The organism is Sporosarcina sp. FSL K6-1540 (assembly GCF_038620285.1).
Taxonomy (GTDB): Bacteria; Bacillota; Bacilli; order Bacillales_A; family Planococcaceae; genus Sporosarcina; species Sporosarcina psychrophila.
Window position 1 is genome coordinate 878,712 of record NZ_CP152018.1, and the last position, 15,478, is coordinate 894,189.

Here is a 15,478-nt window from a genome sequence, read left to right on the forward strand (position 1 = left end):
AACATTGTCCCCTAAACCTCAATTCCCTTCTATATAAAGAATAAAGGGGATATTCTTTATGACAACTTACCTAACGGAATACGCACACTTCACAAACAAACACGATTTAGACGCAGCAACAAGGCAGCACGTACTCACGAACTGGAATGACATGAATCAAACAGAGCGGGCTGTTCTTGATATGATCCGTCGCTACTCCGTTAAATACGGCGCTGCACACTTGAAACACGAAACAATCGAAAAGGCCATCAAGAAATCCAATGCAACCGTTCGACGCGCCATCCGCAAATTAGAAAAGCTCGAAATCATCGAACGCATTCACTATATCCGCCCCGTTATGAGCGGTCTAGGCGCTAACATTTATGTCATTAAACCTACTAATGACCAGTCGAAATTGAACACCCCAGAGAATGACGAAAAGCCTTCTAGCAGTAAGTTTGAACCCGCTAATCTACAAACCGAAGCTTTTCTTTCTAAAGCGATAAAGACTAAAGACCTTAAAAGAACGTCTCCTACGGAAATTGTGCCTACTACACTTTTCGGTAAAATGAAATCTCTTCTTTCTTCAACAATCGGAGAAAGTAAATTAGCACGTAATTTTTACGGCGTCTATCGGAAACAGTCCCTACAAATGCTGAAATTCAGTATTCACGAAGACAAAGGAGAACTGTTCGAGCAATTAGCCATGCATGCCCTTCGTATTGCGGTTCAAACAACGAAACAGAAAAAAGTCCGGAATCTGCCCGGTTATTATTCAGGTGTCTTGCGCGAACTCATCGGCAAGGCTTTATTCAGCGATGCATTTATGGATTACGACGTGCCAGTTGAGGGATTTTTCTGCCGATGAAATAAAGTACTAGATTCACGTTCCCAACAGACCGATTAGCAGCATAAAATAGTCCCATACCCTTTGCCAAATGCGAAGTTTGGCAAGGGTTAGATGAGACGGTAATCAGCACATTGGCAGACGAGCAACTGGCGACTAACTGTCTCCTAACATCTAACAAGAACTTAAAGAAAAATACTAGTCGCAAACGAGTTTTCTCTACGTGGCTGTCAATTTCACTAACAAAATCATAGTCCGTCGGAAATCTGAGGAGGTTGGTTAGAGCAGGATGCGGATAGTTGGCATCTACGGGCTTTTGTTGGACACTTGGCCGAGTTGGTTGGACAACTTTCAGGCTTTCGTTGGACACTTCGAAAAGTTCGTTGGAAACCTCCCTCTTGGTTGGACACTTTGCGGCTTTCGTTAGACACTTGGCCATGTTAGTTGGACAGCCCCGAGCTTTCATTGGACACTTCGAAGAGTTGGTTGGAAACCTCCCTCTTAGTTGGACACTTTGGGGCTTTCGTTAGACACTTGGCCATGTTAGTTGGACAGCCCCGAGCTTTCGTTGGGCACTTCGAAGAGTTTGTTGGAAACCTCCCTGTTGGTTGGACACTTCGAGGCTTTCGTTGATACTTGGCCAAGTTGATTGGACAACTCCCGGCTTTTGTTGGATCCACGGGTTATGACCGTTCAATCCATTGTTAATAAAATAAAAGAGAATAGATACATACCTATTCTCCAGTTCATAAGTATGCAATTGTAGTGAATTGACGCACAACTACCTAAATAATGGATCCTCACCAATCACCATACAATTCTATCATCGAAACCATTTTCCCTATCATATAACTCCTTTTCCTGATGCCTCAAGTTGCTTACGCTCATCAACGTGTGGAGGCGTTGATATTGCTTTAGTATGGTGTTTTTTGAGACTTTTACGGTAACGGAAATCCCTGCCATAAACGTTATCACTGATTGGCCTTTCGCCACTTCGTGAACGCTGATGTGATGATTAAAAATAAAGACACAATCCGGACTTTTTGATGATTTTGTCGGAAATACACCAATTTTATTAGGTTCAATAATGAACGGCGGTTTCTTTGAATAATTCAACAAAACCGTAGCAACATCTGTACGTCCCTGCCAAGTTGAAGAATAATTAATGCAGGCCTTATTGAGTAGTTCCAGCGGTGTTAACACAGAGTAATAAATACCATGTGTTGTAATAATTTTACTTTTATTTCCCCCTATGAAAAATGCTTTAACTGCCAATACTGTTCGATTAATTAAAAAAGAATCACACATCCGCAAATCAACATCCTCCTTTTAACCCGTTATAAATGTATGATACCATTTACCCATAAATATTCAAGCTCTTTTATCCGAATATGATGAATATTGTAATTTCTATGTGTCAAATGTCATTTTTCGCTACCCATTCATCACGTATGATGCGCCAAACATCCTAAACGCTCATTGGATTCCCTATTTCAAATGCACTACGATGTAGTCACCCGGGAATACAAAGCACCGTGCACGGTCTGGAAGGCCGCACAAATGATGACTTTTGAAGATGTTTTGGAGCAGTATGAACCGATGATTTCTGCATCTATTCGCAAATTGAATATTCACCGCAACCATGACAGTTTCAGGCAGGCAGGAAGAGTCGCTTTATGGCAAGCATGGAGCCGCTTTGACGAAGCGAAAGGGAGTTTCACGCCATTTGCTTATCGAAGCATACGAGGTGGCATGCTCGATGAATTAAAAAAGGAAAACGTATTTGAAGAGAATATCACGTTGATGGAAGACGAGTCCTTGGCGTTTATAATGGTGCCGGAAATCGCTGACCAGCACGAAGCGCTAAATAGACTTGCGGATGCACTGGACGTGTTATCCTCCGCCGAGCGGGAACTTGTGCAATGGCTATTCATCGAAGGGTATACGCTTACAGAATGTGCTGAACGAATTGGAATTACAGTTGAAGGGGTTAGGAAACGAAGATACCGATCGCTAGCGAAATTGAAACGTGGATTAACCTAGAAAAGCGGAAGGCGCCGTTTAGTCCCGAAAATCGCTGGAAGGCTTGACGAGAAAGGCGGACTTTGCCTTTTCGGCAAGACTGAAGCGACTCGAGGGGCTGCTGTTTCATTTGGAAAACGGCTTCCCAATTTATCCGGGATTGAAGTGTTAATGCTTCAATCCCGGATATGAAATTAGAACAGATAACTCGACTCCATACATTTTGCAGTAAAGATTCAATATCGTTACAGTGCTGCTAGGACTTGAAGTGCAACACCGAACCCAGAAATAAGTTCGATTACATCGCCAACACAACAGCGGGTGGTGGGAAATTGGATTTTAAAAAACCTCCAGCCATATTTCGGCCAGAGGACTCCTTTGGTGCACAGACATCGCTTTTCAACTAGAACGTCTCATCCAATTTCTTAATCTCTGAGTGAGAAATTAAGTATACATTGCCAAAAATATCGATTTTGTCTCCCTTTATACGTAGTGCGCAATCCTTGTTAGACGCATAAATATTCATTTCTTCCGATAAGGGAGATAGTTCGCTTTGAACCAGCGCCATGTTATTTTCAAGATCAAAATGAGACAGGACGGAAAAATTGTCAAGACCGATTCCGTCGTAAACAGAGCTCATTTCAACTTCATCTCCAAAGTTTTTCGAGCATAACCATTTAGCGGACATGTTGATTGCTCCAGCGCTTGCTCCCATCACAACAGCGTTGCTTTTTTTAATCGAATCCGATAATTCATAGTCCGTCAAAAAACGATTTTGATTAAGAATATTCCCACCCAACAAGAAAATCACTGAAGCATTTTGAATTATCGTTTGGGCATCTTCCTTCTGTACGCGATAATTGATTAAATGATATTCATCAAACATAATGTCAGCCTGGTCAAGCCACGAGCGTTCTGTAGCACCATCATCTTCATGAATAGATGGATTCGAACTAATCATAGCAAGCGATTTTCTATCAGCTATATCTTCCTGTAACACCCTACCCAGATTCTCTGGGAAAAAATTGCTAAACCAACCTAAATAATAGTGAGTTTTCATAAGTACCCCCGTAGCAAAGTATAAATAACATTAATTTACTGCGTTACACATTTTGATTGCAAAGAATTACAAAGAATATAGTTCTAGTATTTTCTCTATAGCTAAGTTATTCGAGTTACTCATATCAACAAAATAGGGTAACTGCCATTCTTGAGTTTTCATCGCTTGTTTACTTGTTGGACTATCCCAGCTAGGATAAATTCTTATTGCCATTTTCCCCGTTGTTGAACTGGACCTGAGAATGTTCTGCTTGAAAAGAATTTCTTTCGGAAAAATAAATTGCCCGAATTCATTTTCATTTTTAAAGGTAGTAATCACTAACAAATCCGGTGCTTTTGCATATGAATAGGCTTGATTTTTATTGTTTTCATCTTTTTCCCAAAATGCAACAAACTGCCCTACTTTGGCAGGCGTACTATTCGCAACTCTGAATCGAACTGTTCTAGAAGATAATTCAAATGTACCCGCACCATACTTGGAATTTTGCTTTTCTTCTTGTATCGACTTTACAGTTAAGTGATTGGGCCCATAAATGATTTTACTTACATAGGTTAATGCTGTATAAAAGTTGTTCATTTCTTCACTCCCAAAACCTTTACCTAAACGGCGGTCCGTTTGTTGAATACAGTTCTTATTGAAAATCAGTTAAATTAGTACAACAAGTATATCAATAATGTATGTTTTTCACATTAATCATCTAGAAAATATGAGACCGTAATCATTGAGCACTGAAACTATTTTTTCAGGAGTTTGTAGTAGTTCTGCTAGGACTTGAAGTGCAACACCGAACCCAGAAAAAAAGTTCGATTACATCGCCAACACAACAAAAGGTGGCGGAAAATTGGATTTAAAATAAAAAAACTCCAGCCATGTTTCGGCCAGAGGACTCCTTTGGTGCACAGGCATCGCTTTTCAATCTACTGAAACAGCAAGAGTACCGATTATCTTCTCCAAGTTTTCTTTACCAAGTAATTCGACAGTCCTCGCATTCTCTCTAAAATCCGTAGCAAGAGCAGCAGACGCGATGTTAATTAAACCTGTGCATGTAGGCGTTTCGACGTCTAACATCAGCCCCAAAGATTCCAGCAATACGAGACCTTCGGGAACGTCTTCTGTTATAAATCTTGAATCCGCTACAAATGGACCTTCTGGTGAACTGTTTTTAGCATATGTTAAAAAAGCTTCTTTCGCATCAATTGTTTGGTTTTCAAAGTTACGGAATTTGCAGGCTTCCACGTAAGACAATCGTTCCAATCCTACTTTCTCCAGCACATCCATTTTTTCTTTATCGAGGCTTTCTACCATATTCCAGACGTGGGGTGTGAACACTTCTTTGTACATCCAATAGTCGCCTTCAGTATATTCAATTCGAGGAATACTCATAATTCCTCCGATCGTATGGACAATTAAATTGGGGTTGTGGAGAGCAGCTTCGATGACTGATTCGAGGTAAACAAAATGATAGTGTAGCGTATTTAACTTTTCTTGAATAACTGCTTTATCTTTTTCCGTATAGATCGCAATCGGATTCCTAACATTTTTAAACAATATCTTCACTTTACCAGGTTCAATAATTCTACAGTCAATTGGTGAACTTTGTGCTTCAACAATTGTAAAGCGCTTTTTCTTTTCATGTTTCAAGAAATAAGCTGTCGATAAATAGCCCGGCTCCAGCAACACGATTTGGTCTTCATTCATGAAAGGTAATATACGTTTAATAACTTGTTCATGGTAATTCGTTTGTACATAAACAATAATTATTTCAGCATTTTTGATTGCCGCCTCAACATCCGTCGTCACTACATCTAGATATACTGTATTTTCTTCCTTGCCATCCACAATGGTGATTTGACCTTTATTATTCGTTAAGTAATCAAAATTTTCGTTATGCAAACTCTTTGAAGTCTTTAACAAAGTGACTAGATGACCCTTACGTTTCAAATCAGCAGCGATTGTTGTTCCACCATGTCCTGCTCCTACAACTGTGATTCTCATAAAAATCCCCCCAGTAATTTGATCAATTCTATGCAACTCTTCAAATGTTTATTTCCCAGAAGTTTCCTCCTTAACTATTACTATACCACTGTTTTTATTATTTTTCATTTATTCCAAAAATAAGAAGACGTGCGAAAGTTAAAAATCGGTACCTAAAATTAATTCACCATTGACAGAACAAACTGATTAATGTTATGCTTAACTTCCAATAAAATGCAATCTGATGCTGTCAAAGGTTATCAGAAAAAGGCGATCATTCTTCATGAATGATCGCCTTTCGCAATTTCTATTTGAAATTTGGTGCAACAAACAACAACGAACAATTCATGCAATTGCATAAAAACTCAAATGAAATTAGATATTGCAGTAAATACCTAGTCCACACCTGATTATTGCTACTAGGGCTTGAAGTTCAAAACCAAACCCATTCAAAATTTATGCAGTTGCGGCAGTCAAAAAGTTCGATTACATGGCCAACACAACAAAAGGTGGTGGAAAATTGGATTGAAAATAAAAAACCTCCAGCCATGTTTCCCCCAGAGGACTCCTTTCATTCACTTCTTAAACTGTCTGACTAGTGTCTGAATTGTGTGGTGCACAGGCATCGCTTTTTAATACGATATATGCTAAAACATTAAAAAAAGGTAACCTTTGGAGGCACAATTAAGTTCTTCATATATCCCCTCAAGGACATATTATGAAACAGTACTTTAATAAAGGAGTTGTATAAAATGATTAAAAATAAAGGTACAGAAATAAAACGCTCTTCAAAAGCAGAAAATATTCTACCTCAGATCAATTGTAAAACTAAGCTAGGCGACTTACGAAAAATCGCGAAGGACATTAAAAAAGATCACGAACTAGCTATGGAACTTTGGTCAACCGAAGAGTTTTTGCCCAGACTATTAGCAATCTTAATTATGGATAAAAAACTTCTTTCACAAGATGTGCTAAATAAGCTTGATAAGGATATGCAGACTCACACTTTTGATGAGCGAAATAACTTAATGGATTGGTTAATGGCTAATCAGCTCACCAAAGACAAAAAGAAAATTGCATTGATGGAGTCATGGGAAAATAGTCCTTCTTCTCTTCAAAGGCGAGCTTTCTGGTATTATCAAGGTCGATTGAGATGGACTGGACAAACACCGCCGGATAACACCGAAGACTTGCTATCTGCATTAGATGCTACTATTACGCAGGAAGAACCGGAAGTTCAATGGGCTATGAATTTCACCGCAGGTTGGATAGGCGTTTATGATGAAAAGAATCGTGCGCGTTGTATTAAACTTGGTGAGAAAACGGGTCTTTACAAAGATGAAGTAGTAGCAAAAGGATGTACTCCCAGCTATTTGCCGGAGTTCATTACAATTGAAGTTAATAAACGACATAAAAATTAGTTACCTCTGAAAAGTTCATTAGAGTTTAATTGTGCGGTGCACAGGCATCGTTTTTCCATCTACACTTTTCATATGAAATGCTCCTTCATTTGTAGTGTAGGGAACTGATTTAGTTGTCAGTATCAATTCTACAGAAGGAGCATTTTATTATATAATCATATAGATTACTATACTTATAAAGGTTTTAATTACTTTTATTTACTGCCATGCAAGGCTATTGGGCACCTAACACTAACTTTTATAGGAGATTGTAATGAGTAAAAAGCGGTCCTCCACAGATTAGATTGTGGAAGGCCGCTTTTTATTATATACACAGTCACCATTAATTGTCGCTTACACATGATTCACTTAACCGTATAGAAATAAACTGAAAGGTCTATTTACCATTACGAAACTTTACGCATTGATCTCATAATTAAGCTTACAATGAACACAAGTATAATTGCTCCAATGAAAGCAGGGATGATGTAGAAATCAGAAATTTTAGGCCCCCAACTTCCAAGAAGCATACCACCAATCCATGCACCGATAATACCTGCGATAATATTACCAATAATTCCACCTGGGATATCTTTTCCCAAAATCATACCTGCAAACCAACCGATAATCCCGCCAATTATTAAAAACCAAATGAAACTCATACTGTCCATCTCCTATTTTGTAGTTTAATATTTCGCTATAGTCTTCTTTAACCTTTATTACATCCCTTCAAACATTAATGAGGAAAAAATCAACCTTGCTTTCTGCTAACAGTTCCTACTGCCAAGCCTGTAGTGGACCAGCGTTTCCCCATGCCTATCACACAGAAAAACCTTGAAAGACACTTTGCCAATCAAGGTTTTTAAGCAACCACATTATATTTTAGGAATATCAACCATTTCGCCTGAGGATTTACTAATAAGTATATCAGGAAGGTTTGGGTTATTTTTTTTCAACTTATACTTTTGAATTTTTGTTAAACCAGGGTCAAAGAAAATATTCTGCGATTTAAATTCTAATTTTATAAGTTTGTTATAAATCTTATTCAAGAAATCTTTCCATTTCTCTAATGAAGAACTTGAAACTTCATCTGAATTATCTAACAAACTGTAGCCGTCTGCATAATGAAACATTAGTAAACCCGTCCCTAAATCACAAGCCTCATTTTCTAAAATAACTGTTGGTACATCAAATCCACTATTCCAATTATAATTTGCTACAAAAAAATGGAGTATTAGTGGGTTATCTACCTTGCTTAACTGACTGATTAAATTATTTTTATCCGTATTATATAGCAACTCTTCAAGAAAATTAATATCTTTCTTATCCATGATATTTTCCCTCCCACTATGCTTTTAGAAATCTAATTTTCCAATTGCTTTAGCTTTCTTTCCCAGAGTTCTATTGTTGCGTCAGAAAGAATACCTAAATAATACGCTAACGCCCACCTGTTAAACAGGTGGGCGTTATTTGACGCTTACTATCATTCGGTGGTAAAAAACACTTGGAAGCGCACTTGTTACCTCAAAGCTAGTATTTAACTGCGTCCGATATATAGGGGGCAAACCATATGCGCCTGAAATTAATTCAACTCTCCAACAAAACTAAATCATCCTTCGTAATTTCTTTTTCGAGCGCAAGCCTATTTTGTTTATTGGTCGCCACAGCCATTCGATAATCGACTTTACGCGTCATTTCTTTCGCTATTTTTTTAGCAAGACCGGCATTTCCGAAATGACTATCTCTACGCGCATAAATCTCTTCATAGTGATGAACTAATGCACGCTTTGCTTCATCTGTTATGCCGTACCCTTTACTATAGAGGTCGGTAATCTCCATTAATTCCTTTGGTGTATAATCTTCAAAATGGAGCGTTAGTCCGAAACGTCGACGGAGTCCGGGGTTGCTGTCTAAGAAACGATTCATTTCTTTTTCGTACCCAGCGGCAATTAAGAGGAACTCGCCTTGTCGATCGGACATTTTTTTCAGCAACACGTCCACTGCTTTTTTCCCGAAGTCATTCTCTCCACCACTCGCAAGTGTGTACGCTTCATCAATAAACAACGCACTACCCATCGCTCGTTCAATCAGTCCGGCTGTCAGCTTCTCCGTTTCACCAATATGACTACCGACTAAATCGCTGCGATCTACTTCAATCAGATCGCCTCGTTCTAATAATCCAAGCGATTGGTAAATACCAGCGAGCACACGACCGACCTCGGTTTTACCTGTCCCAGGTTTACCAATCAACAGCGTGTGGTTCATCAATTTCTCTGTAGAATGATTTTCTCGTTTGTAGTATCTCATTAATTCAATCATTTTATCTATTTCAGCCTTCACAGAATCAAGGCCGATAAACTGATGGAGTTCTGCACGTTTATGGGCGAGTAGTACTTCATCAATTGGAACTTCGTACGTCTTCACGCCACGCTCTTGTACCGCTTGTACAACGTCTTGTTCTTCAAACGTCGTCAATACCTTTTCCGTCCACTCTTCACGCGGAAGTTTCGCAATTCTCATCGACTGAGCAAGCCCGATTTGATCGTATAGTATACGTGCCATTCGAGCGTTACTAAATGTTTCATCGCGCATACGATAACGTTCCACGAACTCCTCATAAACGGCTTGTTTGGCAGCAGGAGTAAGCACATAGCTTCCTTCACACTGGCTTAAGAAGATTTGAAGCAACTCATCTGGTGTATAGTCTTGAAAGTGAATCTTTTCAGTAAAACGATCTTTCAATCCCGGATTAGACGCTAGGAATCTGTTCATTTCTTCGGTATAGCCTGCTGCGATGACAATGAATTCACCGCGAGAATTTTCCATTGCAGGCAGCAACGTTTCAATTACTTTTTTTCCGTAATCCTTACTAGAATTGCCCCCTGCTACAAGCGTATACGCTTCGTCTATAAAGAGGACGCCACCCATAGCTTCCTTAATAATTACTTTCGTTCGTTCTTCTGATTCACCAACATGCGTTCCAACAAGATCTTCCCGCTTCACTTCAGTTACGTGGCCTGTCTTTAATAAACCTAGTTCCTTAAAAATCTTTCCTATAAGCCGAGCGACTGTCGTTTTACCAGTACCCGGATTACCTTGAAAGACCATATGAGGCGCTACCATCGGATTAGCTTTCATTCCACGCTCTAATTTGAATTGATTAATGTCGCTTACGTTTTTAAACTCTTGGATTTTGTCTTTCACATCTTCCAGTCCAATAAACCCGTTCAAACCACTCATGAAAACATCCACCTGATCAGTAGGTGATGAATCTACAGTAGAGGAATGTCCAGCACTGCCGCCTAATTTACTAGTGATTGGTGGAACCTGCAAGTCCGTATCGGTGAGTACAGGAACACTGTCATCAAAGCGGACTAAATCTCCTGCTTGGTTGTCCTCAAAAGAACAGTCGTTAAGAACCGGAACCGAACGCTCGAGTCTCAGTCCAGCCTTCTTTCCATTCATCACTTGCACCCCAGTGAATACAGCATCCGAACAATCTTGCAAGATGATTTGATCATCACGATGACCATGTACTCGAGTGACCGTCACTTCAGTACGCTCCACCTGACTCAAGACGATTCCTGACGATTTACCGTCATAGATTTCACACTCCGTTATAAAGACTTCTGCAGATTCCGTTGCTCTTATTTGTGGCCTTTTATGATTGAACAAAATTGACCGTTCTACTGAAATAACTACTTCAGGACCTGCAAGTATGCCGTTCTTATCGCCACTCGATATTTTACAATCGGTAATTTCTGCTTTAGCCGCAGCACTGAGTAAAACGTTGGATCCCTTATGACCGAAGATGATGCAATTGGCTGCCGTCAACTCGGATTCTTTCACAGTTATCCCTGCACTATCCCCACTCTTTACTGCGGTATTCGACAGAATTACTTCCGATTGTTCAGAAGCAAAAATCTGTACACCACTATGATGGCTAATAAGAGAATCCGAAATAGTCACTTGACTACTTGTCACGTAAACTCCTTTATTGGTTCCACTCTCAATTTCACAACCCAGAATCGTGAACACGCTTTGAGTAAACGCAGAGAGTTGTGTCATCTGATTGTACTTCACTTCAGATTCGATAAGTGTACACGTGGAATTTTCGGAGACAATTCCTCTAGACGCACCCGAAAGGATCTGGGTTTTTGTAATCGCGAGTTTGCTTTGTTCGTTACAGGAAATTTGGTCTCCTTTTTGGTTTTTAAACTGTGAGTCGGATAGCTCAACTGATGAACCATTGACGTGCATTCCTTCAGCCTCACCATTTTCAAACGTACTTGCCTCGACTTCGATATGGGATCCATTCGTAAATGCTACATGCTCCAAACTCTGGTTTTTAAAGACACAATTTTTCAGAACACCCTTAGATTGATCACAATAGATTCCTTGGACATGTCCAAAATAGAAATTCGTACTTTCTACGTCCATAGAACTGTCTTGTTCCAAACGAAGTTGAACCCCGCGATTTCCGATGAATGAACTTTTGGTGATTGTTGCTCGACTCGTTTCATACAAGCAAAGGCCTTCTTCTTGCCCACTTAAAATTCCGGAATTCGTTACCGCTACTTCTCCTCCCGCGCGCACACTAATTTGTGCAGATTTGATCGTGTCTTCTACTATGCATTCGAACAAAGCCAAACGCCCTAATACCTCAATCCCTTGTATGTTTTTTTGAAAGATCGAATGCTCTGCGGATACTTTTGCAGCTGCATCAACTCGCATTGCAACTCCTTGAATCTCAGAGAAAAGACAGTGGTGAAGCGTTACACCTCCTGATTCGATATGTAAACCATAGTCCACTCGACCAGTGCCTCCTCCAATACTGATCGATTCGATACGCACTTCTTCCGTTGTCGCGATACGAACACTTCCTGTTAGACGAACTGAGCTCGCTTCACCTTCTGAACTTCGAAGAACGAGCAGCTTATCGATTGTCACATGTTCATCATAAACACCTTCATCAACTTCCACTGTATCTCCTGGTAGAGCTGTCTCTACTGCAACCTGAATGGTTTTGTAGTTGGATCCTTCACGCTGAGACACTTGAATAATTGCCACGTATCTTCCCACTTTCTATTAGTAAATTCAATTGATTTCTATACTTTGTATTTTTCTACACACAATTATACGCGGGAGTTCCATCATCAGTTAAGTATACTAGTAAGCCTACGGACAGAGTAAAGAACTGCTTGTGAACAAGAGTAGATAGCAAAATTTTAAGGTACCCTTTAAAATCGGTACCTGTGTAAGAAAAAAACAAACGAATCGCACAATTGAATAAAAATGGAAAAAAAGATTAGATATTATAGTAAATACCTAATCGAAGACTTATAAATATGTAACTGTAGTGAATTATCAAAATAGTATTTTTAACAGGTACCTGACACTACATCGCCAACACAACAAAAGGTGGTGGAAAATTGAATCGAAAATAAAAAAACTCCAGCCATATTTCGGCCAGAGGACTCCTTTTATTCACTCCTTGAATTGTCTGACTAGCGTCTGAATTGTGTGGTGCACAGGCATCGCTTTTGAAATTTGATGCCCAGTTGACAAACTCTGAATTGTTTGATAAATTATAAAAGAATACATTAATCAATTAATGCCAATCTGGTGTTAACGAAGATACCAGATTGAAAAGGCGACCTCTTTCGTTGGGAGGTCGCCTTTACCCCGTCTATTATTCCGTAATCTATACGCTGATGATATCTAAAAATCGGTACCTATTATGTATCACTGGTACGCACTTTACTTGTGTCGGTGCCCACTAGCACCGCCATTGTTTAGTCACCCGCTCTAAGCCATTTTTCTTTGAAATCGATTGCAGGGAGTGGGCGACTGAATAAATAGCCTTGAGCGAAATCACAGCCAATCTCATCCAAGAATTGATATTCTTCTTGTCCTTCTACACCTTCAGCTATAACTTTCAAATCGAGTTCTTTTGCTATCGCTATAATCATTTTTACAATGGCTTTATTCTCATCGTCTCGATTCATTCCGATAACAAATGATTTATCGATTTTCAATGAATCGAGGGGATATTTATTCAGATAGCTGAGCGATGAGTATCCTGTTCCAAAGTCATCCATTGATAGACTTATACCAAGTTCTTTTAATGCATCTAACTTTTCAATCATCGCCTCTGCATACATCGCAATACTTTCAGTAATCTCTAACACAATATAGGACCCATCAAGTGCAGTGTTCTCAATCGCGTTTTTCACCTTCTCTAAAAAAGTTGGATCGAGTAACTGCCTCACAGATACATTAATACTTACTGTTAACGGCTGATATCCTTCTTTTTGCCAACGGATATTTTGTTCAAGTGCTGTATTCAGTACCCAGTGACCAATTGGAATAATCATTCCTGTCTCTTCCGCAATTGATATAAATTCATCCGGTGGAACTTGTCCTAGTGTTTCGTTATTCCAGCGTATAAGAGATTCCATCCCTACGATTTCGTTCGTTTTCAGATCAATAATAGGCTGATAATAAAGTTCAAATTCTTCATTATCTAGTGCGGTTCGTAATTGTTTTTCAATCATCATTTTCCTGTAAAATTCTTGATGCATTTCTGAATTAAACAATTGAAAGTTATTTTTCCCTCTTTCTTTCACATAGTACATTGCCGTATCTGCATGTTTTATTAATGTATTAGCGTCATCTCCATCATTTGGAAAGATACTAATTCCAATACTTGGCGTAATGAAGTAATCACTACCATCAATTAAAAAGCTATTTCTAAATGCCCCCAATAATTCTTTGGCAAAAGCTTCACTATCTGTCGCATTATAATGTGGAAGTAAAATGGTGAATTCATCTCCACCGAGACGATAAATCTCTTCACAATTATGTCTTTTCTTTAGTAAGTTTTCAATACGTCTTGATACTTCTATTAATAAGAGATCACCGACATCATGTCCGAGTGTATCATTGATGTATTTAAATCGGTCTAAATCGAGAAACATAATTGCATTCCGACTTCCCTCGATTTTAGCATTTTCTAGAAAGTTAGTTAAATTCTCGTTGAACATTCTTCGATTCGGTAACCCTGTTAAAGCATCATGATTGGCTTGGAACTTGATTTCATCTTCATATTGCTTTCGTTCCGTAATGTCTGTTGATACAGCCAGTAGCGCTGAGCTATCGTTTATATTGATAGGTACTTTGACAGTCTGTACCCATATTACTTCTCCTGATGCGGCTGTTACGGCTTCCTCTCTATTGAAGAGTTTTTCCGGATGTTTGAGCATAATCTTTTCTTGATTGACGGTTTGTTTCACTACAAGTGTATCTTGATGTATGTCATAGTCGGTTTTCCCAATCATATCTTGAATTCTCATTCCCATTAACTGAGCATAGGACTGATTCACAAGTGTATATCGACCATTTTCGTCGAGAGCATAAATATAGTTTGGGTTTAAATCTATAACTTGGAATAGAAACTTCTTTTGCTCAGATAGCTTCTTATTCATATTGTTTACTATATCTAGATACATTCGGCTCGAAAGAATTAATAGGGAAATAGCAAAGAACAAAATTGCAATCGAACTTGGGTACAATCTTGACGATGGAAACATATTTAAAGCGCCTATTGCGTATGCAATTGACGTTAAAATGTTGAAATAAACTAAAAATGAACGCATACTCTTATCTTGTACATGTCTACTAATCGAAAAACAGATAATCATACTAACTATAAAAAGAAGGATATTGAAATTAAAAATCCATGATAGCTCTCCGTATATAGGAAAATAAAATATATGAGAACCAATTTGTATAAGTTCTAATCCACTAATTCCTTTATCACTCCATCCGCTGATATAAACAAGGAAAGACAACGCATAGAATAATAGAACGGTGGCACGATTTACAAGAAAACGCCACTTCTTTTTCAAGTCATTTGACAATGTCTCTTGAACAACTGTATACCCTACATAGAAAATCGTTGGCGTTATCATGATAGAGCCAAATCGGAAGAGCTTGAAAAAAATCTCAATTGTCTCTTCTTTAAACAGATCAATCGAATACAAAAATGCAACATCTAATTGCCAGAATGAGGCCAATAGGAGAAATATAAAAATGATTTTTGATAGATTATTTTTTTTGAATAAAACAAGTATCGTAATTCCAATACATAAGGGAATACAAGTTAACAACATTAAAAACAGAAAAAACATATAC

At 38.7% G+C, this 15,478-nt stretch carries 11 protein-coding genes; 3 read left to right on the top strand and 8 right to left on the bottom strand.

What is annotated here, in order from left to right; translation table 11 throughout:
- Nucleotides 1-58: 58 nt before the first annotated feature.
- Nucleotides 59-847: a helix-turn-helix domain-containing protein gene (locus MKY15_RS03935; RefSeq protein ID WP_342539048.1), complete on the top strand. Its 789-nt coding sequence runs from the start codon at nt 59-61 to the stop codon at nt 845-847.
- 786 nt (nt 848-1,633) lie between these two features.
- Here MKY15_RS03935 and MKY15_RS03940 read toward each other — a convergent pair.
- Nucleotides 1,634-2,134, bottom strand: a complete 501-nt coding sequence (locus tag MKY15_RS03940; RefSeq protein ID WP_342539705.1) for a competence protein ComK — start codon at nt 2,132-2,134, stop codon at nt 1,634-1,636.
- A gap of 252 nt (nt 2,135-2,386) precedes the next feature.
- Here MKY15_RS03940 and MKY15_RS03945 point away from each other — a divergent pair, with 252 nt between their 5' ends.
- Nucleotides 2,387-2,869, top strand: coding sequence for a sigma-70 family RNA polymerase sigma factor (locus MKY15_RS03945; RefSeq protein ID WP_342539049.1), 483 nt, complete (start codon nt 2,387-2,389; stop codon nt 2,867-2,869).
- A 382-nt stretch (nt 2,870-3,251) separates the two neighbouring features.
- Here the strand turns inward: MKY15_RS03945 and MKY15_RS03950 are convergent, their stop codons facing one another.
- The 3 genes from MKY15_RS03950 to MKY15_RS03960 form a co-directional block, all read right to left on the bottom strand.
- Entirely contained in the window at nt 3,252-3,908 is a 657-nt protein-coding gene (locus MKY15_RS03950) for a Type 1 glutamine amidotransferase-like domain-containing protein (RefSeq protein ID WP_342539050.1), read from the bottom strand.
- A 66-nt stretch (nt 3,909-3,974) separates the two neighbouring features.
- Nucleotides 3,975-4,484 carry a MepB family protein gene (locus tag MKY15_RS03955; RefSeq protein WP_342539051.1) on the bottom strand — a complete coding sequence of 170 codons (510 nt, stop codon included), beginning with the start codon at nt 4,482-4,484 and terminating at the stop codon, nt 3,975-3,977.
- A 336-nt stretch (nt 4,485-4,820) separates the two neighbouring features.
- Nucleotides 4,821-5,903: an NAD/NADP octopine/nopaline dehydrogenase family protein gene (locus MKY15_RS03960; protein WP_342539052.1), complete on the bottom strand. Its 1,083-nt coding sequence runs from the start codon at nt 5,901-5,903 to the stop codon at nt 4,821-4,823.
- A 731-nt stretch (nt 5,904-6,634) separates the two neighbouring features.
- On the opposite strand from MKY15_RS03960, the gene MKY15_RS03965 reads away from it, so the two are divergent.
- Nucleotides 6,635-7,303 (top strand): DNA alkylation repair protein, encoded by a 669-nt coding sequence (locus MKY15_RS03965; RefSeq protein ID WP_342539053.1) that lies wholly within the window; start codon nt 6,635-6,637, stop codon nt 7,301-7,303.
- A gap of 386 nt (nt 7,304-7,689) precedes the next feature.
- Here the strand turns inward: MKY15_RS03965 and MKY15_RS03970 are convergent, their stop codons facing one another.
- From MKY15_RS03970 to MKY15_RS03985, 4 genes are all read right to left on the bottom strand, one after another.
- A complete protein-coding gene (locus MKY15_RS03970) occupies nt 7,690-7,944 on the bottom strand; it encodes a GlsB/YeaQ/YmgE family stress response membrane protein (protein ID WP_342539054.1) in 255 nt (84 codons plus the stop codon).
- Nucleotides 7,945-8,157: 213 nt separating this feature from the next.
- Nucleotides 8,158-8,613, bottom strand: a complete 456-nt coding sequence (locus MKY15_RS03975; protein WP_342539055.1) for a DUF4274 domain-containing protein — start codon at nt 8,611-8,613, stop codon at nt 8,158-8,160.
- 256 nt (nt 8,614-8,869) lie between these two features.
- Nucleotides 8,870-12,352: a right-handed parallel beta-helix repeat-containing protein gene (locus MKY15_RS03980; protein ID WP_342539056.1), complete on the bottom strand. Its 3,483-nt coding sequence runs from the start codon at nt 12,350-12,352 to the stop codon at nt 8,870-8,872.
- A gap of 725 nt (nt 12,353-13,077) precedes the next feature.
- Nucleotides 13,078-15,474: an EAL domain-containing protein gene (locus MKY15_RS03985; protein WP_342539057.1), complete on the bottom strand. Its 2,397-nt coding sequence runs from the start codon at nt 15,472-15,474 to the stop codon at nt 13,078-13,080.
- Nucleotides 15,475-15,478 lie beyond the last annotated feature (4 nt).